This is a genomic window from Brevibacterium sp. CBA3109, from assembly GCF_040256645.1.
GTDB classification, from domain to species: Bacteria; Actinomycetota; Actinomycetes; order Actinomycetales; family Brevibacteriaceae; genus Brevibacterium; species Brevibacterium koreense.
On record NZ_CP158281.1, the window covers coordinates 3159203 to 3180820 of the forward strand.

Here is a 21618-nt window from a genome sequence, read left to right on the forward strand (position 1 = left end):
TGACTGAGTGAGGTTCTGAACCGCACAGAGAATCCCCCAACCATCGCCGAGGTGGTTGGGGGATTTTCATGTGCGAGGAAGCGGCGTCCTCGGGGATCAGCGCATCACCTACCGGGAGCACCGATGAACACCTTTGCAGATGTAGGACGAGATGCTCCGGGGAAGACATGCAGAGCTAGCGGTTGCGAATGTGACCTTCACGGGCGAATGTCACCGTGAACATCAGGGGAGGCATCCACTCGGCGTTCAGGCTTGTCTGCCCGGAGGAATGCAGAGAGCGTGCGGGCCGGTCCGACAGCCGATGCAACAGCACCGTGGAGCATAGGCTCCGCAACCGTCGCGGAATACCGGCCGCTCCAACGCCGTGAAGTGCGGGAATGCAATGAAGGTCAGAGACGCACTCAGGCGCCGTGGAGTGCCGGGACGATCAGGTAGACGCCGACGAGCACAACGATGCTGCAGACGCCGAACACTGCCCAGTAGCCGAGCCTGAGCAGGGGTTTGCTCTGGCCTTCGGCAGCCAGGTCGACGTGGACTGCCCGCATCCGCACTGCACTGGAGAAGAGCGTGATGACCACGATCGCTGACACCCAGGTCGCGACCGCAACGATGAGGAAAGAGCTCCATTCGATCATTTCGAATCTCCCTTGTCTGCGTGTGCCCCGTCAGCATCTGTCTCCGCCGCAGGATTGCGCACAGCGCTGGAGCCGGAGTTGGTACCCACAGCGGAACTGGCGCCGTCGTCAAGGCCAGCACCGGACTTCGCATCCACTCTGTCAGCAAGTCGCTGATCTCGGGCTTCGATGCGAGAGGCACGCTTCATGGCTGCCCGCTTGCGGTTGCGGTCCTTGCGCAGCTTGCGCTTACGACCGCGGATCCCCACGGCCTCGCCGACGGTGTCGAAGTTCGAGAGCTCGGGATCTGCGACCTTGCGTGAGCTGAGGAAGATCCAGAGGACTGCGACGACCGCGATGACTGTGTCGACGATAACGCCGATGGTGCCGAGGTGCGCGATGCCTGCTGCGATGCCACCGACGATTCCGGCCGCCGGGATGGTCAGCAGCCAACCCGATGCGATGCGCCCGGCAGTGGACCACTTCACGTCCGCACCCTTGCGGCCCAGACCGGAGCCGACCACCGAACCGGACGCCACCTGCGTCGTCGACAGGGCGAAGCCGAGGTGGGAAGAGGCGAGGATGGCCGCGGCCGTCGAGGTTTCGGCAGCCAGTCCCTGAGCAGGCTTGACGGTGGTGAGCTTGGTGCCGAGGGTGTCGATGATCCGCCATCCGCCGATATAAGTTCCCAGGGCGATCGCCAACGCGCAAGCTCCGATCACCCAGAGGTGAGGACCGGTTCCGTGGTCCTGCAGATTCGCGGACACGAGCACCAGGGTGATGACGCCCATGGTCTTCTGCGCATCGTTGGTTCCGTGTGCCAGAGCCACGAGCGAGGAGCTGAAGATCTGCCCGTATTTGAACGGTGCCCGGTGAGCGGTCTTGCCTTCGCCATTGCGTCGTGTGATGGCATAGGCCAGGCGCGTGCACAGATAGGCACCCACACCTGCAATGATCGGAGCAGCGAGTGCAGGCAGGACCACTTTGGACAAGAAGACGCCGAAGTCGACGGAGTTGAGGCCCGCGCCGATGATCGCGGCACCGATCAGCCCCCCGAACAGTGCATGTGAGGACGACGACGGCAGGCCGAAGCGCCACGTCGCCATGTTCCAGATGATCGCACCGATGAGGCCGGCAAGGATGAAGTCCGGAGTGATCTGGACTCCCCCATCGCCCTCTTTGATGATGCCCCCGGAGATGGTCTTAGCCACCTCGGTGGACAGGAAGGCGCCGACGAGGTTGAGCACTGCCGCCAGGGTGACCGCCGTCTTTGGCTTGATCGCTCCTGTGGCGATCGGAGTCGCCATGGCATTGGCTGTGTCGTGAAAACCGTTGGTGAAGTCAAAGAACAGTGCCAGCACGATGACCAGCACAACGACGAAGATGATTTCCACTAAGCGACCTTGAACGTAGACACAATTCGGACCGTGGATGATTTAGCTGGCGGGCAGCGACCTCAATCAGCAAAAAGTCTACCGCCTATTCCCCCGAATCTTCACCTACAGTTCCGCGCTGCTGCGCTTAGGACACCCGGCGTTCACTTGTGAGCTGGGGGAATGTGCCCCCATCAGGCGAGAGAATGTATCGACGTTCACACTCGACCTGATGAGGACACGCTTGTCAGACGACGTATTCGTCGGCGACGCTCAGCGCTTCATCGAGCACCTCGAGACCGAATCGCACGTCTGTATCGGGGGTGTTCAGTGGTGGGACGACATGGATCCGGTTGAAGTTCGCGAATGGAAGCACCCCACCTGACTTCATCGCCGCAATCACCCGATTCATCTCCGGAGAGCTGCCGCCGTAAGCCGCCAGTGGTTCACGCGTGGTCCGGTCCTTGACCAGCTCAACGGCCCAGAAGCACCCCATTCCGCGAACGTCTCCGATCGAAGGGTGACGCTGCGCCATCTCGTGCAGCGCCGGCCCGATGATGTCGCGGCCGAGGCGCTCGGCGTTGCCGATCATTCCCTCGTCGTCCATCGCATTGATGGTGGCGACTGCTGCGGCGCAGGCCAGTGGGTGGCCCGAATAGGTCAGACCGCCGGGGTAGACACGGTCACGGAAGGTCTCGAAGATCGCATCCGAGATCACGACTCCGCCCAGTGGCACATAGCCCGAGTTCACGCCCTTGGCGAAGGTGATGAGGTCCGGGGTGACATCCCAATGGTCGACGGCGAACCAGCGTCCGGTGCGGCCGAAGCCGGCCATCACCTCGTCGGCGATGTAGACGATGCCGTAGCGGGCCGTCAGTTCCCGCACCCCTTCGAGGTATCCGGCTGGAGGTCCGTAGATTCCGGCCGTCCCGGGCACAGTCTCGAGGATGAGCGCGGCGATGTTGCTCGGCCCCTCCAAGGTGATCATGTCCTCGAGGTGCTGCAGTGCCCGCTGCGTCTCCTCCGCCTCGGTGGTGGCGCCGAAGTACGAACGGTACTGGTAGGCGGGCATGAAGTGAACGATGCCCTCGGCCGAGTAGTCGCTGGCGAAGCGACGCGGGTCGCCTGTGGCGTTGACTGCCAGCTGGGTGCCGCCGTGGTAGCTGCGGTAGGCGGAGAGGACCTTGGTCCGCCCGGTGTGCAGGCGCGCCATGCGGATCGCGTGCTCGTTCGCGTCGGCGCCGCCGTTGGTGAAGAACACGTGGTCGAGGTCGCCTGGCGCCCGATCGGTGATGAGTCGAGCCGCTTCTGAGCGGGCATCATTGACGTGCTGCGGGGCAATCGTGCATAGCTTCGCCGCCTGCTCCTGGATCGCTGCGACGACCCTCGGGTGCTGGTGCCCGATGTTCGTGTTCACCAGCTGCGAAGACATGTCGAGCAGCTTCTGCCCCTCTCCGTCCCAGATATAGGGGCCTTCGGCAGCCAGAATGGTCATCGGGTCGAAGGGTCCCTGTGCCTGCCAGGAATGGAAGACGTGTGCCCGGTCGAGGTCATGAGCCCGCTGACCCACGCGTACCTGGTCAGCGGTGAACGCCCGTTCGCCGTGATCCAGATCCACGTCGTGCTTCGAGCCGTCGGAGTTGGATTCGTTGACCTCATGGTCGAGTTCTTCGTTAGCACTGATCGCAGTCATGACGTGCCATCCTTTCGCTTTTCATTTCATATCGCCGAGGTGGGTCAGTCCGCCGAGGTGGCCCTGATTCTTCAATGGTGAGTCAGCTGAACTCGAATCACCATGAACACCCTGTCAACATATGTCGTTTCAGACTTACACTGTGTAAATCACGCGATCTCAAACCGGCGAAAGGAAACGCACATTGGACGTCTGGTCACAGCGAGCACCCGATCTGACGATCGCGGGCCTGCTCGACGTCGACGAGATCCGCCGTGGCGATCCCGAAGTCGTAGCCGGTGGTGACCAGCTGGGACGTGCGGTGAGATGGGTGCACATCGCCGATTCGGAGAATGTCGCACAGTTCCTCGAAGGCGGTGAACTCGTGCTCAGCACCGGCTTGTCCTACCGGTCTTCACCGGAATCGACCGCGAATTTCTTCGATCAGCTCGAATCAGCTTCCGCCTCCGGCGCTGTCATCGAACTCATCCATGACGATGGCCGACCTGATGACGAAGCCATCGAAACCGTACGCGCTGCCGCCCGTGATCGTGAGATCCCGATCGTGATTCTGCGCCACCGCATCAAGTTCGTCCGCGTCACGGAGCTCGCCCACCAGGAACTGCTCAATCGCCAGCTGGCCCGCGTTGAGCATGCGCGCACGGTCCACGAGGCCTTCACACAGTTGAGTCTGGAGAGTGCTGGAGCCCAGGACATCGTCGATCGAACGGCGGATCTGCTGGGCTCACCCGTCATACTCGAAGACGTCGGACATCGACTGCTCGCCTACGCCGGTGACACACCCTCGTCACGCACTGAGCAACACGAAAGCACGGGGACGGACCACCTCGGCGAGGGCAGCGGGCACGGGCAGCGGTGGCTGCAGACCCCGGTGGGACTGCGAGATCGACGGTGGGGCCGCCTTCTGGCGCCGGGGCGTCTGGGAACTGACGAGGCGGCCGTGCAGGTCATCGAGCGCGCCGCACAGACTCTGACTCTGGCGAGGATGGCCGAACGCGACGAACAGGACCTCCTCGTTGCGGCTCAGGGCGGATTGGTCCGCGACATCATCGAATCGGCAGACGTCGACGAGAAGCAGGTCCGAGATCGGGCGGCGGACCTTGGCTTCACACCACGAGGCCGCATGATTCCCGTGGTCGTGCGCGTTGATCGCGGCCCGAACACCGACCCGACAACACTGCAACTGCGGGAACGGTCACTGCACCGTGATTTCGTATCTGCAGCAACCGCTCACCGCTGCTCCACACTGTCCGCCGGTCTGCAATCGGGCTCATTCGGGGTCGTGGTGGCGCTGCCGCCAGGTGCCGATGACGATGCAGTCCTCGAGCGGCTCATCGCTGAACTTCCCAGCCGCGACACCACAGTTGGAGTCGGGCGGACGAGCAAGTCGATCGTCGACGCTGCCATTGGGCTCGAATCCGCCACCCAGGTGGCCGAGATCGCGTCGACACTCGAGCTGCGACAACGGCAGTACTACCGATTCTCCGACGTGAGGCTGCGGGGGCTGCTTTCATCCCTGCACGATGATCCGAGTGTTCGGGCCTTCGCCGAGGCAGAACTGGCCCCTCTGCTCGAGGCCGATAGTGGGGGTGGGGGTGAGGGTGAGGAGATGCTCACCCTCCTCGAGCAGTTGACCACTCACGGCGGCAACAAGTCAGCACTTGCCCGCAGCAGCTTCCTGTCCCGTCCGGCACTGTACGCACGACTGGACAAGCTGCAGCGCAGGCTCGGCGTCTCGCTGGAGGATGCGGAATCACGCACTGCACTCCACGTCGCCATTCTGTGGCTGCGCACGAATGGCTGACCGTGGGATAGATCAGCGCGGTCGGAATGTCCGAGCGCATTCGTTCCCATCCCAGCGAACTCTTCGATGGTGAACGGCAGCGGCAGCGAATTCTCGTGGCCTGATGGTGCGCCCGACGTTGCTGCGCTGCGATGAGATCGCGAGCGCGCTCGACCCGCCGTTGGCTCGAGGTCCGCGACGTCCTCGGTCGGGGTGACTTCGCGCAGGGTGATCCCGGCGAGCACCTCGGCGACGAGGTTGGCGTGACCGTTGAGTTCCATGCTCTGCTCCATTGCGGTCGAACGATCGCTGTCCGGTACTTCTGTGCTCGGTAGCTCTGCAGTCGGAGTTCCCGGCGCTCGGGTCACTCCCCGGCCGTCATTCGGCCCATTCCCAGCCCCCAGATGTCGCCGACGGTATAGCCGACAGGGAACGGATCGTCGCATTCGAGGACAAGCTGGTGGAACCCGGTGATCCACCCGCGGCCGCTGATCGTTGGGATGACGGCCGGAAAGTCGCCCACGGATGCCACCTCCTTCACCTCGGCGGTGAAGGTGGTACCCATCATCGATTCGTGGACGAACTCGTCCCCGACCGCCAGCTCTCCCCTGGCGAACATCGCGGCCACGCGGCCACTGGTCCCGGTCCCGCACGGCGACCGGTCGAGAGTGCCTGACCAGGTGCTCGGATCATCGAGGTCGACCTCACCGTTGGGCAGGACCACGGCATTGCGGCCGTGCGTGCCCTCGGTTCGTGCTGGCCCGTGGATCATCGGCAGAGCTATCGAGTCGACCTCCGGGATGAGCGGGTGGACGACGTGGAATGCATCGTCGGCGGCCTTCCTCATCACCGCTGCGGCCCGGATGATCTCCTTCGCATTCGCCGGCTCGAGGTCGACGCCGAGGTGTTCGGCCGTGGTCTGGACGTAGAACTGTCCCCCGAAGACGATGTCGACGGGAATCGTTCCGTAGCCGGGAACGTCTAAAGGCAGATCGAGGCCGTGGACGAAAGCCGGAACGTTGTCGAAGGTGACCATTGTGGCCCGTCCCTCTTCCACCTTTGCACGCACCGTGACGATTCCGACTGCTGTGTCGACGCGCAGAGTGGTGACTGGTTCGCTGACATCGATCGCACCCGTTTCGATGAGCGCAGTCACCGCACAGATGAGATTCGAACCCGACATCGGACGATATCCGCCCTGTTCCATGACGATCATGCCGAAGTCACAACTGGGATCTGCAGCCGGAACGATGAGCGGTGAGCAGAGCCCGGGGTACCCGCGAGGTTCCTGCAGGATCAGAGTGCGCAGGTCGTCGAGGTGGTCTTGGCAGTAGCGGAGACGTTCGACCATGGTCGCCCCCTTGACTCGCAGACCAGAGCCCATGAGGACTCGGCCCGGTTCGCCCGCCGCGTGAACGTCTACCGTTTGGATAAGCTGCCTGTTGGTCATTGTGTCGATACCTCGTTCGACCGGCGACAGGCGATCAGGCGACGGTTTCGAGGCCGGCTGCGTTGAGGAGGCGTTGAAGCTCCTCGCGGTGCTCTGCAGCCAGAGGGAGAATCGGCCCGCGAGTCGGGCCCGCTGGCATTCCGACAAGTTCAACCCCGGTCTTCACGCCGCAGGCATAGCTATGTGATTCCAGGAATACACATATCGGGTGAATCTTCTCCCACAGATCCCGTGCCCGCGGCATGTCGGAATCGGCAGCCAGCGCGTTGTACAGATCGACGCACAGGCGGGGAATGAAGCTGGCCGCTCCCCACACTCCGGCATTGGTTCCGAGTGCGAGCGCGGCGAAGGTCAACGTGTCACAGCCATTGATGGCCCGAATATCGTCGGAATGGTCGAGGTAGACGGAAGTGAACTTGGAGAAATCGCCGCTGGTGTCTTTGTAGCTTCCGACTCCTCCTTCTCGGCCGAGACGCCCGAACTGTTCAGCACTGACCTCAAGTCCGGTGGCGTCCGGGATGTTGTAGAACATGATCGGGATGTCAACGACTTCCGAGACTGCCCGGTAGTGGGCGATGATCTCTTCGAATGACGGAGTGTCGTAGAAGGGAGGAACGATCATCAGAGCATCGGCACCTGCTTCCTCAGCATCGCGGCTCAGCTCAATGGTCTCTGCTGTTGAGAGTGCCCCGGTTCCCGCGACCACGGGCACACGTTTTTCCGCGGCTTGAATGTAGGCCCGGTTGCAGGCCTTGCGTTCCGCGACTGTGAGGGCGGTGAACTCTCCGGTCGAGCCGCCTGGAACCAATCCGTGGACGCCGTTTGCGATCATATGCTCGACCTGAGTCCCGATGCCGGCGATATCGATCTCGCCGCCATCAGGACTGAACGGGGTGATGCAAGCGGCATAGATGCCGGTGAAGGTGAGTGACATGATTGTGGCCTTTCAACTGGTGTCTGTCGTTCAGCGTTGGACGAAGAGTGGGAGTCGATCAGAATCGCTGTGGTGATATCCGCGCGAGGAGGTCGGGACTGAGATTGGATTTCCGGTCAAGCATGATGTCGGTGAGCACCTTCGCCGAGGCGGGCGCCAGGGTCAGCCCCAACATCGAGTGGCCGGAATTCACGTAGGCGTTCTTCGCTGTCCCCAGACTGCCGATCACGGGGAGCCCGTCCGGTGTCATGGGTCGCGAGCCTGCCCACGGAGTCCGCTCGCCGGGCGGTTCATCGCCCCAGTCGCGGAATGATTGGCGGGCCGCTTTCCGGATAGCTTCGACGCGAATGTCGTTGACCTCGTCATCTCTGCTGCCGAACTCCATCGTCCCCGCCAGACGAAGCATGCCGTTGAGTGGGGTGACTGCGACCCTGGTGTCTTCGAGAGTCAGTGAGGTTCTCAGCTCTATCGGCGCCGGAGCGTAGTCGATGCTGTATCCCTTGCCCGAATAGATGGGCAGTCTGGCGCCGAGCTCAGCCAGGAGCGCACCGGTCGGTACACCGGCGGCGACGACGACGGCATCGGTCGCGATGACCTCTGCGTCGGTGGTGACGATCGCTGTGACAGTGTCACCGCTGTGCACGAAGCTGCGCACAGCCACTCCCTCACGCACTCTCACACCGAGGTCTCCCAACTTCGCCAGCAGTCCGCGGGTCAGAGAGTCGGGTTCGATCTGTCGATCAGCGGGAAAGTAGATCCCGTGGCGAATTCGGTCGCTCAGTGCTGGTTCCGATTCCAGCAGGTCATCGCCGTGGAGCTCCTCTGCGGCGTGACCGGCCGAAGCGAACGCGGTCAGGGTCTGACTGTGCTCTTCGAATCGAGCGGTGGTCTCAAATGCCAGGAGAACCCCACGAGCATGCATCTCGAAATCGATGCCCTGACGCTGATAATCATCGAAGAGCGCATTCGCGTCTTCTCCCAGCCGCAGGTGCACGTCGAGTCCGGCTGCAAAGTCCTGGGCGTTGCAGTGCAGGGCCATGCGGAGCAGAAACTTCAAGTATCCGGGCGCCAAAGACGGTTTGATCGACAGGGGGCTGTCGGGTCTGAGCATCCATCTGATGCCCTGCAGCAAGACACCCGGCCCGGGAACCGGAGTACTCTCAGCCAGGGCCACTTTCGCCGCATTGCCATGGGATGCGCCGGCGCCGCACCTTCCTGATTCGAGAAGCGTAACCTCACAGCCGGCGGACGCCAGTTCATAGGCGCTCGACAGTCCCACCACTCCACCACCGACAACGACTACCTTCATGCAGGTCTCCCTCAGTGCCGACCGCGACCCACACTGGTCACAGCTTCACGCCGAAAGGATTGTATGACAATCCCTGTTAGGTTCACGCTACGCACTCGATGTGACCGCGTCAATGCTCTTTCGCACAGAGTTTTTCAACGGCCTCCACGCCGGATCGACTGACACTCCGATTGACGCCTCGGGACCGGTCAGTCAGCCGATCCAGGAGTCAGCAGCGCGAGCTCTTGAGCACTATCCATAGTGTGGACATCCAGTGCTGTCCGGATCTGCGCAGAATCACCCGTGCGAATCGCGCGCATCAGTGCGGCATGGATGGCATGAGCCCGCGCGGGATTCGTGCGTGTGAATTGGTCATAGGCCAGGACGATAGTCATCTGCGCCTCCATCACCGGCCAGATGCGCATGAGCAGATAATTGTCCGCAGCTTCCCAGATCCCGCGGTGAAATCGCACGTGCGCCTCATGCAGGGCAAGCGGGTCCGATTCTGCGGTCGCTTTCTCGAAGACCCGCCACGCGTCTTCCAGCACGCCCATCCGCGAACCGGTCGTGTCAGCAAGGATCTCGCTGATCGCCTCGGTGTCGAGAGCGACCCGGACACGAGCGATCTCCAGCAGAGAATCGGACTGAATATCGGCTACGCGAAGGCCACGGTAGGCCTCCTGAATCAGAAAACCGTCTCTCGCCATCTGATTGAGTGCCTCCCGAGCAGTCGGGCGACTGACGTCGAGAGAAGAGGTGATTTCTGCTTCGATGATGCGCTGACCCGGTCGGATCTCGCCGAGGACGATCCGCCTTTTGATCTCATCGACGACGCGCTGCCGGCGCTCCGTGTTGGACGCGGGAGGCGCCACCGTGCTCGCGGACGAATTCTGCGAGGTACGAGACATGGACGTGCGTGCCGGTGTGCGTCCGATATCGTCTTCCTCTGGTCCCATTGAGTCCACTCCGGCGCCTCCTCCTCGATACGGATTGCTGAGCTCAGTCAGGCGACCGGGCTGGGTCACACGGCAATGACCCTGCCGGTGACGTTTCCTTCCACGGAGCGCACGAAGGCTGCTGCAACCTGTTCGTCGGTGACCGGCACCATTCCCGCGAATGCGTCGTGGAAGTGAGGAGAGTTCGCCAGCACATTTGGACTGACCGCATTGATCCGGATTCCGCGCGGAAGTTCGGGCGCGGCGGAGATGACGAATGATTCGACGGCACCATTGGCCAGTGCCGCGGCCGCTGCAGTCGGCACAGGTTCTCGGCTGAGCACTCCTGTGGTTACCGTGATCGAACCACCGTCATTGAGATAGTCGAGGCCCTGCGTGACGAATTCGACCTGCCCCAGAGTCTTCGAGGTGAAGGCCTCAGCGTAGTCCTCACGCGTGAGCTCCGTCAGTGGCTTGAACGCTGCGGACCCCACCGCAACGACGATGGCATCAACTGACCCGACCGCCGCCAGCAGTGCGGCGATCGATTCGGGATCCGAGGTGTCGACTCCGGGTTCAGTCGACCGTGAAGCGGCAACGACCTCGTGCCCTCGGGCTTCCAACTCGACTCGAGCAACCCCTCCGACGTGCCCCGCGCCTCCGACCAGCAAGATCTTCATGACACTGACTCCTCGTAGATGCAATAGTCAGACGACTCAGGATTGACTGACAATCCAGAGCATAGAGGATCGCGAGCAATCACACCAGGGATTCAGTGCCAGCAGACGAAAAACCCCCGCCAGCCCAGTGTTTCACTGGCCCGACGGGGGTCATTCACAACGCGGAGTCGGAGGGATTTGAACCCTCGGTCCCCAGTTCAAGGGACTTCACCTTAGCAGGGTGACGCTTTCGGCCGCTCAGCCACGACTCCAAATATTGACTCAATACCTCTCAGCGAAGAGAGTCTCGAATCTGCAGTTCGCACTACGGGGAACAGCCTATGCGAAACCAACGGCGAAGAGCAAAGCGCGCACACAAAGTGTGGCCTTGATCATAAACCGGTTAGAGTCGGATCGCTGGATAAATGGGGATGGCGACCAGGATCCCCTGCCCGCATACACGCGAGTTCCAGCATTCATCAATCTACGGGCGTAAAATCGTTCTGAAGTGCTCTGCGGTCTGCTCTCTGACTGGTCTGGAAACGATGCTGCGGAGGTGCGCCCTGCGCTGGCATCGATCATGATGCGAGCCGAAGGCCAGCATCGTGAGCAACGCACACTGCACAAGATGTCACCTACGAGGAGTTAAGAACTTGCCAGAGATTCCCCCTGACAAGCAAGGGCCGAATGGGAACGACCCCGATTCTCGCCCGGCTGGTCACCGTCTCCGCGCTTCTTCTCGTCCTCGATTCCGCGGCGATGCCACAGCCAGTGAGGATAAGTCGACTTCACTTCGTCCATCGTCGAACTCGCAGTCGAAGTCGCAACAGGCCTCTCCCCCGTCTCAGAACCCACCCGCGCAGTCTCAGAATCCAGCCAAATCGCACGACCCCGCCGATGCGAGTCGTCCCTCCTCACAGCAGCCGAGTTCCTCGAACAGTCAGTCGAAGGCACCGACACCTCGTCCAGTAGCACCACGCACTCGCCGCGAAGCACGGATGCTTCGAGCCGCAGGAGCCAGCGGAGCCTCCGCCGCAGGTGTGGCATCGGCCGCCGAGGACCAGGAACACAACGCCAGCACACCGGAACAGACCGCCGCCACACCAGAATCAACCCCCGACAACGCTGCCCAGCCCACCGATACACGCAACCGCGGCCCCGCCTCGGCGAGGGAATCAGCGGATGGAACCGCTGACGAAGAGAGCGCAGCACCGAGGCGCAGAGACCGCCGAGCCGACGAAGCTGCAGACATGGCGGAAAGCTCGCGCGCACGTCGCCATTCCTCGCGCGTCGGAGAAACCTTCCCCGGCCTCGTCGGCTGGACCTCACTGAGTACCCTGATCCCTGGCATCGGGCTGCTGCGCACACGATTCCGGCCACTGGGCATCATCCTGCTCAGCGGATTCGTCCTCACCTTCGTCATCGCCCTCCTCTACGTCCTCATCAAGGGGCCCGTTCGCGCATTCGGCACAGTCGTCTCAAGTCCGACGCTGCTGACCTTCCTCGCGATCGCCCTCGCCATCATCGGCGTGATCTGGATCCTCGCGATCGTGATCTCCCACTTCGGGCTGCGCAGAGGACACCGTTATGCCCCGTGGCAGAACAAGATGGCCGGCGTGCTCGTCGTCTCTCTCGCACTCATCATCGGCATTCCCTTCGGCGTCGGGTCTGTCTACGCCCGAGTCCAGGGCGATACGGTCTCGAACCTGTTCGGCGACAGCACAGGAGATGCCAAGAGCGCCGAAGACCTCTGGGCCGACAAACCCTACATCAACGTCTTCCTCATCGGTCGCGACAACGGTGACGACCGTGAGGGCACACGTCCCGACACCATGCTCGTCGCCTCGATCGACACGAAGACGGGCAATACCGCACTGATCTCTGTGCCGCGCAACCTCGCGTTCCCGATCTTCCCCGAAGGCAGCGAATTGGCGAAGACCTGGCCCGACGGATTCCGGCCCACGGGCCAATCGTCGGTCGACCTCATCAACTCCGTCTGGCAGTGGGGCGAGGAGAACAAAGACAACATCGGCGACACGCACGGCCTGGAACCGGGCATGTTCGCCACGATGCAGGCAGTTGAGGGCTCACTCGGCCTCAACCTCGACTACTGGGCGGCGGTCGATATGGCCGGATTCGAAGACGTCGTCGATGCCATCGGCGGCGTGAAGATCGACGTCGAACGTCCCATCCCCATGGGTGGCGGCAAGTCCATGTCCGGAGTCGCCAACGAGGTCTACGGCTGGGTCGATCCGGGCCCGCAGACGCTGAAGGGCAAGGACGCTCTCTGGTACGTGCGGTCGCGTGAAGGCAGTGACAACTACGATCGCATGTGCCGTCAGCAGCGCATGATCAAGACCACCCTCGATCAGATCAACCCACGCGAACTCGCCACGGCGTACCCCAAACTCGCGAACTCGGCGACCCAGAACATCGCCACCTCGATTCCGCAGAACGAGGTCCCGGCCTTCATCGAACTCGCGATCGCCATGCAGAAGGGCGATGTCACGACGGTGCAGATCAACAATGATGTCACCCCCACCTACAACCCCGACTTCGACCTCCTCCACAAGTGGATCCTCGGCGAGGTCAAGGGCGCGTCGAAGGGTGAAGAGACTCCCAAACCCACCAACACTGCAGGCACGGACAAGAAGGACGAGTCCGCCAAGGACCAGCCCCAGGACGAAGCTTCCACGGAGGCGCCTGCCGGCGAAGGCAGCCAGGACGGCGCCGAGGAAACCCAGCCAGGTGAGCCCAATGCCCAGGGCAAGTGCTACCCGAAGGGGTTCAAGCCCGGCGACGACTTCCCCGGCTATCCAGGCCCGGGAGCCGGAGATGAAAAGTGACGACTTCCTCACCACATTCGGGAACCAGGAGCTCAGCTGAGACGAACGTTCCCGCCTCGGACCTTCTTGACGCGCAGGCACACTCGGTCGCGATCATCGGCGCCGGACCCCGCGGGCTCTCGGTCCTCGAGAGACTCGTCGCTCTCTCTGCCGAACGGTTCCTAGGCGCAGACACCCCGCCCACTATCGTCGTCCATCTCATCGATCCCTACCCGCCAGGTGCAGGGATCGTGTGGCGTACGGATCAGCCCGAGACCCTGCTGATGAACACGACGATCGCCGAGCAGACGATCTTCCCCGACTCCAGCTGTTCCTTCGCCTCTCTCGACGCACCGCGCGTCTCCTCCGACGACACGGCCGATCGTTTCGGCCCCGATATGGCTCAGTGGTATCGCGATGAGGGCGGAACAGCTCCCGTCGATGCGACGTTCCCCAGCCGGACTCTCTACGGCCGCTATCTGCGCGACGCCTATGCTCGCATCCGCGACACGGCACCCGACTTCGTCAAGATCGTCGAGCACCCGACGACAGTCGAATCGGTCGTCGATCTCCCGCCGGTCGAACCTCTGGGCCACACGTCCACAGATCCCGAAACCGTGCCGCCGCAGCTGGTCCGCTGCGAGGACGGAACCGCCGTCATCGCCTCCGCCGTCGTCCTCGCCGTCGGCCACATCCCCAGCGCGCAGACCGAGGAACGTGCCCGACTCGCGGCCTTCGCACAGCGCACCGGCGGACGCTACCTCCCACAAGGTCTGCCTGCGGAAGCTCCCGTCGCCGAGGTGGCACCCGGTAACCGGGTCATCGTCCGTGGCATGGGACTGAACTACTTCGACCTGCAGACATTGTTCACCCACGAACGTGGGGGCCGCTTCGACCCAGACCCCGACATTGCGGGCGAACTCCGCTACGTGCGCAGCGGTGAGGAACCTCGCCTGCTGCTCGGCTCACGCCGCGGCGTCCCCTACCGCAGCAAGCCCATCTGCCCGGCCCACCCGCGCTCACCCTGGCCCCTGCGCTACTTCACGCGGGAGAACATCGCGCTCCTGGCTGGCCTCGATGACCTCGACGACCTCGACAGCGACCGCAAGGCGGGAGCACGTTTCAACGACCAGCTATGGCCGCTCATCCTGGCCGATCTTCGCCTCGCCTACTACAGCACCCTGTCCCGGATCCGTCCCGAAGCGTTCGCCGGTGACCCCGGTCAGCTGCGTGAGGCCATCGCCGAGGCAGTGTCCCGACACCTGACCAGACGCACCTGGCAAGAGACCCACCCGGAGTCACGCGAGTCCGCTGAAGCGCACGCTGGGGACACAGACGCTGCCGGGTCGAGGCAGCACGAAGCCGCCGAGGCTGCGCGTCAGGGCCGTGTCACCCGTGAGGCCTTCGCGTGGTCGGAGATCGAGGAGAGCCTCGTCCCCGACCCCGCTCACCGCATGTCGCTGCACGAGCTGCTCAACCCTCTTGAGGGACGACAGTTCGGCAGCCGAGGGCCCAGGGAGGCGAATTCCCTGCACGAGTGGATGCTCGACTTCCTCCGCACCGACCTCCACGATTCTCTAGCCGGCACCGAAGGCAGCGCCGAGAAGTCGCTGTTCACCGTACTCTGGCAGTCTCGGCTGCTGCTCAAAGAGCTCATCGTGGCCGGCCATATCGACCGGGTCAGCATCGATATGGAGATCTGTGGTTGGTTCGAAAGCTTCGTCTCCGGCATCTGCGACGGTCCTCCCCCTCAGCGCATTGCTGAACTTCTCGCTCTGGCCGAAGCCGGCCTCGTCGAATTCATCGGCCCGGACATGCGCATTGAGGCTAATCCCGATGTCGCGCCACAGGCAGGTACGGGCGGCGCACAAGCAGGTAGGGGCGGAGCACCGACAGCCAACGGCACTGCGTATGCGGTCGGGGATCCGTTGCCGCAGATCTTCACGGTCACCTCGGCGCAGGTCACGGGCGGCATCACGGGAAGCGTCGTCATAGATGCTGCTTCACCGACGAACGCCGTGTCCCGGGCCGCCGATGTGCTGATACACGGGATGGTCGAACGTGGTCAGCTCACACCCGCACGTCTGACCTTGGACGACGGTCGTGAGAAGTTCCTCAACGGACTGGCGCTCACGCCGCGTCCCTACCGCACGATCGATGTCGAAGGCGCCGTTCACCCTCGCCGTTTCGCGCTGTCCATTCAGCTCTCCTCCGTCCAGTGGGGATTGGCGATCGCAGCAAATCCCAATACGAACGCAGCAACACTGAATGACTCCCACGCCGCAGCAACAGCGATTCTCGACCTCATCTGAGACACGCCCACGCGGCACATGCTCTGAGGGGCGCCGAGCGAGGCTCGTAGCTGAGCAGGGCGGCGCGGGTCTGAGCAGCGCGAGGCGGGTCGAGCTGTGTGGCGCGGGTCTGAGCAGCGCGAGGCGGCTCGAGCTGCGAGGCGCGACTGAGCGCTCGGAGGCAGGCTGAGCGCTCTGAGTCAGATTGAGTTGGTTGCAAACAGCTCGATCGAAGTTTCAGAGCTCTACTTTAAACGTGAGCTCTGAAACTTCGATCGAGCTGCTTCTCCGAACAATCCTCATGACGCCTCCCAGAGGCCCCACCACTAGTCAGCGGTGGGCGCCCTCAAAGCTGCGGGGGCTCCTACGCGCCCACCCACGCGCCCACCTATGCGTCGGCCATCTGGAGAGCGGCTTCGGGCTTCGTGGTGCGGGCACGCACGATCGCGAGCAATGACATCACAACTCCGATGATCGCCCAGGCCAGCAGGCCACCATAGGCAGCCCCCACCCCGGTGGTCCCGGCGGTGATCGCGGAGAAGCCATTCATCGCGGGCGTCAACGGGAGGATCGGAGCGAGGAAGTCGAAGAACTGCGGCACCGCGCCGATCGTCCGCCCGGCGACTGCGAGGACCACAGCGATCACCGACAGGAACCTGCCCACGCCGCCGAACCACGCCACCAAGGCGAAGTTGAGCACCATGAACACCAGTGCGGAGACGAACGTCAGGACGGCGATGTCGAAGCCTTGGACGGCATCGATGTCCAACACGCTCACTGCCAGGATCGACAGCACCAGCGCCTGCAGCAGTCCCACGATCACGCCCGGCACCAGACCGCGCAGCCAGACCGCCACCGAGGACTTCGTCGACAGCAGGGTCGAGGCCGGGATCGGCTTGAGCACCGTGTAGGTGACGAGCCCACCGACCCACAGGGCGAGCATGATGAGCAGCGCGAGTGTCGAACCCTGCAGCACATCGCTCGTCGAGTCTGAGCTCGGCGCCTTGATGTTCGCCGAGGCGACGGTGGAGAGCTTGTCGCGCTCCGGAGCCGAATACGAGGGAACTTGGTCCGCGCCCTTCTTCACACCGTCGGCGAACTTCCCGACTCCCTCCGAATACTTGTCTGTGCCCTCGGCCAGGGTGTCCAGCCCGGCCGCGAGATCAGAGGTGCCGGTGGCAGCGGTGGAGACACCGGTGGTGTATTTGTCGAGGCCGGTCGCGAAGTCGCCGAGTCCGTCGGAGAGCTGTCCTGCGCCGTCGTCGAGTTCGCTCGAACCATCGGCTACCTGGGCGATGCCGTCGCTGAGCTCTGGCATTCCGTCGGCGAGTTTCTGGTTGCCTTCGGCGACACCGGAGGCACCTTCACGCAGACCCTTCGAGGCTTCGAGCAGCTTCGGGGCGTTCTTCGAGATGTCCTCCATGCCCTTGGTGAGTTCGCCGAGGCCGTCTTCGAGGCCCTTGACGAACTTGCTCATGCCGTCGCTGAGTTCACCGGCACCGTCGGCCAGCTTGTCCGCACCTCCGAGCAGTGACTGCCCGTCCTGCTTCTGCTCCAGGCCGTCGACGGCGCTGTTCAGTCCCCCCGAGGTGCCATTGAGCAGCCCCTGAGCGTAGGCCTGCTCCATGCCCTGACAGACTGCATCGGGTGTGCCCGGCTGGCAGAGTCCGGCCCTCGCCTGCTCGGCTTGGTCCTTGGACATCAGGCCTGCCGACACGAGGTCATCCAGGCCGGTCACGGTTCCACTCTTGGCGAGCTGATCAGCCTGGTCGGCGCCCTTCTGAAGACCGTCTCGATACTGGCCGAGCCCCGAGGACAGGCCCTCGGCACCCTCGGAAACGCCCTGGGCGCCCTTATCGAGGTCCTTGCCGCCCTTGACGAGCTCGTCGATTCCGCCCTCGCCGGAGCCGGAGTCACCGGAATCGGCGAAGCCCTTGATGATCTGATCGATCGACTTCGTGTACTCGTCGACTCCCCCGGAGAGCTCTCCGGCACCGTCGGCCAGCTTCTGCGTGCTGTCGGGCAGATCCGCGGTCGACTTCTTCAGCTCCTGCAGTCCGCCCGAGAGCTCCGAGGTGCCCTTCGACAGTTCGCCGGCGCCCTGGGACAGGTCTCCGGCGCCCTTGTTGAGCTCGGCTCCGGACGTGTCGAGCTTCTCCATACCATCGGAGAGTTCGCCCGCACCGCTGGCGGACTTCTTCGTGCCCTCTGCCAAGCCCTCGGCTCCGTCGTCGAGTTCGCCGGCGGCGTCCCCGAGGTCCTTCATCTGGTCGCCGATCTCGTTGAAGCCGACATAGATGTTGTCGAGATAGGTCTCGGTCATCTTCGTGTTGAAGGTCGTCCGTGCCACCCCAGCCACTGACTGCGCGATCTGGGTGTCGGCGGCCGGAGCGACACCGGAGACGTCGACGTCGAGCTGCGTCTGAGTCGCGGACTTGGCGTCGCTGACCGAGGTCACAGCCCGGGAGAAGCCCTCGGGGATCGTCAAGGTCGCGGCGTAGGACCCGTCGGACATGCCGTTCTCGGCATCTTCTTCATCGGTGATGACCCAATGGATATTGTTGTCCTCTTCGCCCACAAGCCCACTGGTGAGCTGCCGGCCGATCGGCACGGTCTCACCATCAACCTCGGCGCCGTCATCATTGTTGACGATCGCGGCCTCGATTGTGTCGAGGCGGTCGGTGCTGTTCCACGTGGCCATGATGAATCCGGCGGCCACGATGATCGGGATGAGCACCAGGCCGAAAAGGGACAGCCAGGTCACGGGCCGTTTCGAGTTCGCACGTTCGAGTCTCACGACTTCACGCCTTCCATTTCGCTGCGACCGGCTGCGTGGGCTTGCACGCCGCCGTTGTCATTGTCGGTTCCACGCTCGGTCTCGGGCTTGGCCTCATCGAGGTCGAGATGGAAATAGTTCGTATTCGGGGACAGAACCCCGGTGACGTCACCGTCGGGCAGTCCCAGTACGATTGCCGTGCCCTCGGCCTGCAGATCGAACAGGAGATCGCGTACGGCTCGGCCGCTCTCACCGGCCAGTGCACCTGCTTCGCTGATGATGAGCAGATCCGGCGCCGAGGTGCGCAGCTGTGAGACTTCACGTGCCCCTGGCATCTTCCCCGGCCCGGTCGCAGCGAGGTCGAAGTACGGAACACGACGACGGACCCTTCCCGCATGTTCGGGCAGGACCATGTCTCCGATCTTCATCTCACCGGAGGTCAGCCCGACGCGACCGGAGAGGGCAAGCAGAAGTACCTTGCGGGCTTGGCCGCTGGCGACGAGGATCTGGCCCGGCAGAAGCGAGACATCGACCTGGGAGAATCCGCGCCGGCCCGAGCTGACTGCGATGCCGCGGCCGTAGACCCGGTACTCGGAATTCGGTTCCGGCCAGTCCCGCAGAGCCACCTCGTGGGCCAGGCCCTCTCCTTCGACATCGAGCCTGGGCAGAATGCGGTCGAGCCACTTCGGCAGCCACCAGGCCTTGTCGCCGAGCATCTGCATGATGGCAGGCACCAAGGACATGCGCACCAGGAAGGCATCGACGAAGATGCCCGAGGCCAGGGCGAGGGCAATGGACTTGATGATCGGCTCGCCCGCGGGAACGAAGGCTGCGAAGACGGAGAACATGATGATCGCTGCGGCAGAGACGACCCGAGCAGAGGAGGCGAAGCCGGCCTTGATCGCATCCCGTGCACTCGCCCCGTGGACATAGGCCTCGCGCATTCCGGAGACGAGGAAGACCTCGTAGTCCATGGCCAATCCGAACAGGATGCCCATGAGGATGATCGGCAGGAAGCTGATGACCGGCCCCGTCGAATCGATGCCCAGCGGACCGGCGAAGAGTCCGTCGTGGAAGACGAGGACCACAGTGCCGAAGGAGGCGAAAACGGACAGGAGGAAGCCGCCGGTGGCCTTGATCGGGACCGCGATCGAGCGGAAGACCATCATGAGCAGGATGATCGAGAAGCCGACGACGAAGATGCCGAAGGGGACCAGCGCCTTGCCGAGCTGGTCGGAGACGTCGATCTGGATCGCGGTGGCACCGGTGACCGCGGTGTCGAAACCGTCCTCGTCCTCGATGTCCGCGCTCAGGTCCCGGAGCCGGTCGACGGTGTCGAGAGTCGCCGGATCCTCAGAGCTCGTGGTCGGAATGATCTGGAACAGGGCCGTGGTCGCGTCCCGGTTCGGGGTGGCGAGGATGACCTGGTCGACGCCCTCGACGTCTTCGATCTCGTTCTTGATCTTCTCGACATCGTCGAGGGGATCATCGGAGGTCACGATCTCGCTGGTCATGACCAGCGGCCCGTTGAAACCGGGGCCGAAATGCTCATCGATGAGGTCGTAGGTGGTCCGGGCGGGAGTGCCCTCCTCCTGGCTTCCGGCAGTGGGCAGAGAGAGCTGGAGATTGGAGGCGGGGATCGCGAACAGTGCGAGTCCGCCCACGATGATGACAATCGTCAGCAGCGGAATCTTCGTCACCACTCGCAGCCAACCCGCGAAGAATCTATTCATGATCGTCTGCGGATACGGTTCGCCGGCCTCGGCGTGAGCCTCAGCAACGATCGATTCCCGGGACACGGTAGCCGCGATGCCGGGCCCCACCTCGGCAGTGGAGTCCACGCGCGCGTCGGCTTTCTTCTGGGCCGTGGCCAACGCCCGGCGGTAGCGTTTCGTGGGCTTGGGTGTGATCTTGTCCTTGACCAGTCCCAGCAGCGCGGGAACCATCGTCAGGGAGATCAGCACAGCGATGACGACCGAGCCGGAGGCGCCGATGCCCATCACGGTGAGGAATGGGATTCCAGCCAGGGACAGTCCGAGCAGCGCGATCATCACGGTCATGCCCGCGAAGACGACGGCCGAGCCGGCAGTGGCCACCGCCCGTCCGGTGGCCTCGAGCGGGTCATGCCCCTCGGCCAGAAGTGCCCGGGCTCGAGAGACGATGAACAGGGCATAGTCGATGCCGACCGCCAGGCCCAACATCAGCGCCAACATGATCGAGGAGGAGTTGACCGCGCCGAAGGCCGTGGATCCCACGACCAGGAGAACGGAGATGCCGACTCCGATGAGCGCCGTGATCAGGGGCATGCCCGCGGCGCGGAAGGATCCCAGCGTGAGCAGCAGAACGATGAACGCGATGACAACGCCGATGCCTTCGACCCAGGAGATCGCCACACCGGTGATCTGGAAGAGTTCGCCTCCGCCTTCGACCTGGGAACCCTCGGGCAGGGCGTCACGAAGCGGATCCAGTTCGTTCAGGAGCTGGTCGGGAGCGGCCTCGCCGACCTCCTGCTGGGTGCCGTCGTATTGGACGGAGATCATGGCGGCGGATTCGTCGTCGCTGACTGCGCCCTTGACCGTGTCGTCGAACGGCGAGGTCACTGCGTCAACGTGCGGGAGATCTTCGAGTCGATCGACTTCCTTCTCGATCTCGTCCTTGTATGTCGGGGCCTCGACCGAATCACCGTCGGCGGCGACGACGATGACCGAAGCGGCGACGCCCGAGGCTTCGGGGAAGGTTGCACGCATCGAGTCGAGTGCGACCTGGGCTTCGGACCCCGGAAGGGTGAAGTCATCGTCGAAGTCCTTGGCGAAGGCCGCGACACCGGCACCGACGAGCCCGAAGATCACCAGCCACAGAGCGATGACTCGGATGGGAGCGCGGTAGGCACGACGACCCAGGGCGTACAAGAATGTTGACACGAAGACCTCGATACAAAAGTGTATTGGATACAGCACTGTATTGTTGTTGACTCAACGCCCTCAGCGCAAATGCATC

At 63.3% G+C, this 21618-nt stretch carries 13 protein-coding genes and 1 tRNA gene; 3 read left to right on the forward strand and 11 right to left on the reverse strand.

The window, feature by feature from the left end; all coding sequences use genetic code 11:
* Window positions 1-401 precede the first annotated feature (401 nt).
* From AAFP32_RS14495 to AAFP32_RS14505, 3 genes are all read right to left on the reverse strand, one after another.
* A complete protein-coding gene (locus AAFP32_RS14495) occupies window positions 402-635 on the reverse strand; it encodes a hypothetical protein (RefSeq protein WP_101620668.1) in 234 nt (77 codons plus the stop codon).
* Window positions 632-2008 (reverse strand): inorganic phosphate transporter, encoded by a 1377-nt coding sequence (locus tag AAFP32_RS14500; protein WP_350269717.1) that lies wholly within the window; start codon window positions 2006-2008, stop codon window positions 632-634. Before AAFP32_RS14500 ends, AAFP32_RS14495 begins: the two co-directional genes overlap by 4 nt.
* Window positions 2009-2234: 226 nt before the next feature.
* Complete coding sequence (locus AAFP32_RS14505; RefSeq protein ID WP_350269718.1) at window positions 2235-3680, reverse strand: aspartate aminotransferase family protein; 1446 nt, start codon at window positions 3678-3680, stop codon at window positions 2235-2237.
* Window positions 3681-3864: 184 nt separating this feature from the next.
* On the opposite strand from AAFP32_RS14505, the gene AAFP32_RS14510 reads away from it, so the two are divergent.
* Complete coding sequence (locus AAFP32_RS14510; protein WP_350269719.1) at window positions 3865-5484, forward strand: PucR family transcriptional regulator; 1620 nt, start codon at window positions 3865-3867, stop codon at window positions 5482-5484.
* A 343-nt stretch (window positions 5485-5827) separates the two neighbouring features.
* On the opposite strand, the gene AAFP32_RS14515 is transcribed toward AAFP32_RS14510, so the two are convergent.
* From AAFP32_RS14515 to AAFP32_RS14540, 6 genes are all read right to left on the reverse strand, one after another.
* Window positions 5828-6913: a proline racemase family protein gene (locus tag AAFP32_RS14515; protein ID WP_350269720.1), complete on the reverse strand. Its 1086-nt coding sequence runs from the start codon at window positions 6911-6913 to the stop codon at window positions 5828-5830.
* Between the two features lie 34 nt (window positions 6914-6947).
* The gene (locus AAFP32_RS14520; RefSeq protein WP_350269721.1) at window positions 6948-7847 is read right to left on the reverse strand and encodes a dihydrodipicolinate synthase family protein; all 900 of its coding nucleotides are present in this window, start codon (window positions 7845-7847) and stop codon (window positions 6948-6950) included.
* Window positions 7848-7905: 58 nt separating this feature from the next.
* Entirely contained in the window at window positions 7906-9156 is a 1251-nt protein-coding gene (locus AAFP32_RS14525; RefSeq protein WP_350269722.1) for an NAD(P)/FAD-dependent oxidoreductase, read from the reverse strand.
* Window positions 9157-9344: 188 nt separating this feature from the next.
* Window positions 9345-10091, reverse strand: a complete 747-nt coding sequence (locus AAFP32_RS14530) for a GntR family transcriptional regulator (protein ID WP_350271507.1) — start codon at window positions 10089-10091, stop codon at window positions 9345-9347.
* A 65-nt stretch (window positions 10092-10156) separates the two neighbouring features.
* Window positions 10157-10750, reverse strand: a complete 594-nt coding sequence (locus AAFP32_RS14535) for a short chain dehydrogenase (RefSeq protein WP_350269723.1) — start codon at window positions 10748-10750, stop codon at window positions 10157-10159.
* A gap of 162 nt (window positions 10751-10912) precedes the next feature.
* Window positions 10913-11001, reverse strand: a tRNA-Ser gene (locus AAFP32_RS14540).
* 726 nt (window positions 11002-11727) lie between these two features.
* Here AAFP32_RS14540 and AAFP32_RS14545 point away from each other — a divergent pair.
* Both AAFP32_RS14545 and AAFP32_RS14550 read left to right on the forward strand, forming a co-directional pair.
* Window positions 11728-13575, forward strand: coding sequence for an LCP family protein (locus AAFP32_RS14545; protein WP_350269724.1), 1848 nt, complete (start codon window positions 11728-11730; stop codon window positions 13573-13575).
* The gene (locus AAFP32_RS14550) at window positions 13572-15866 is read left to right on the forward strand and encodes an FAD/NAD(P)-binding protein (RefSeq protein ID WP_350269725.1); all 2295 of its coding nucleotides are present in this window, start codon (window positions 13572-13574) and stop codon (window positions 15864-15866) included. Before AAFP32_RS14545 ends, AAFP32_RS14550 begins: the two co-directional genes overlap by 4 nt.
* Before the next feature lie 367 nt (window positions 15867-16233).
* Here the strand turns inward: AAFP32_RS14550 and AAFP32_RS14555 are convergent, their stop codons facing one another.
* Both AAFP32_RS14555 and AAFP32_RS14560 read right to left on the reverse strand, forming a co-directional pair.
* A complete protein-coding gene (locus AAFP32_RS14555) occupies window positions 16234-18642 on the reverse strand; it encodes a YhgE/Pip domain-containing protein (protein WP_350269726.1) in 2409 nt (802 codons plus the stop codon).
* On the reverse strand, window positions 18639-21542 hold the full coding sequence (locus AAFP32_RS14560; RefSeq protein ID WP_350269727.1) for an MMPL family transporter: 2904 nt from the start codon (window positions 21540-21542) through the stop codon (window positions 18639-18641). Before AAFP32_RS14560 ends, AAFP32_RS14555 begins: the two co-directional genes overlap by 4 nt.
* Between the last annotated feature and the right edge of the window lie 76 nt (window positions 21543-21618).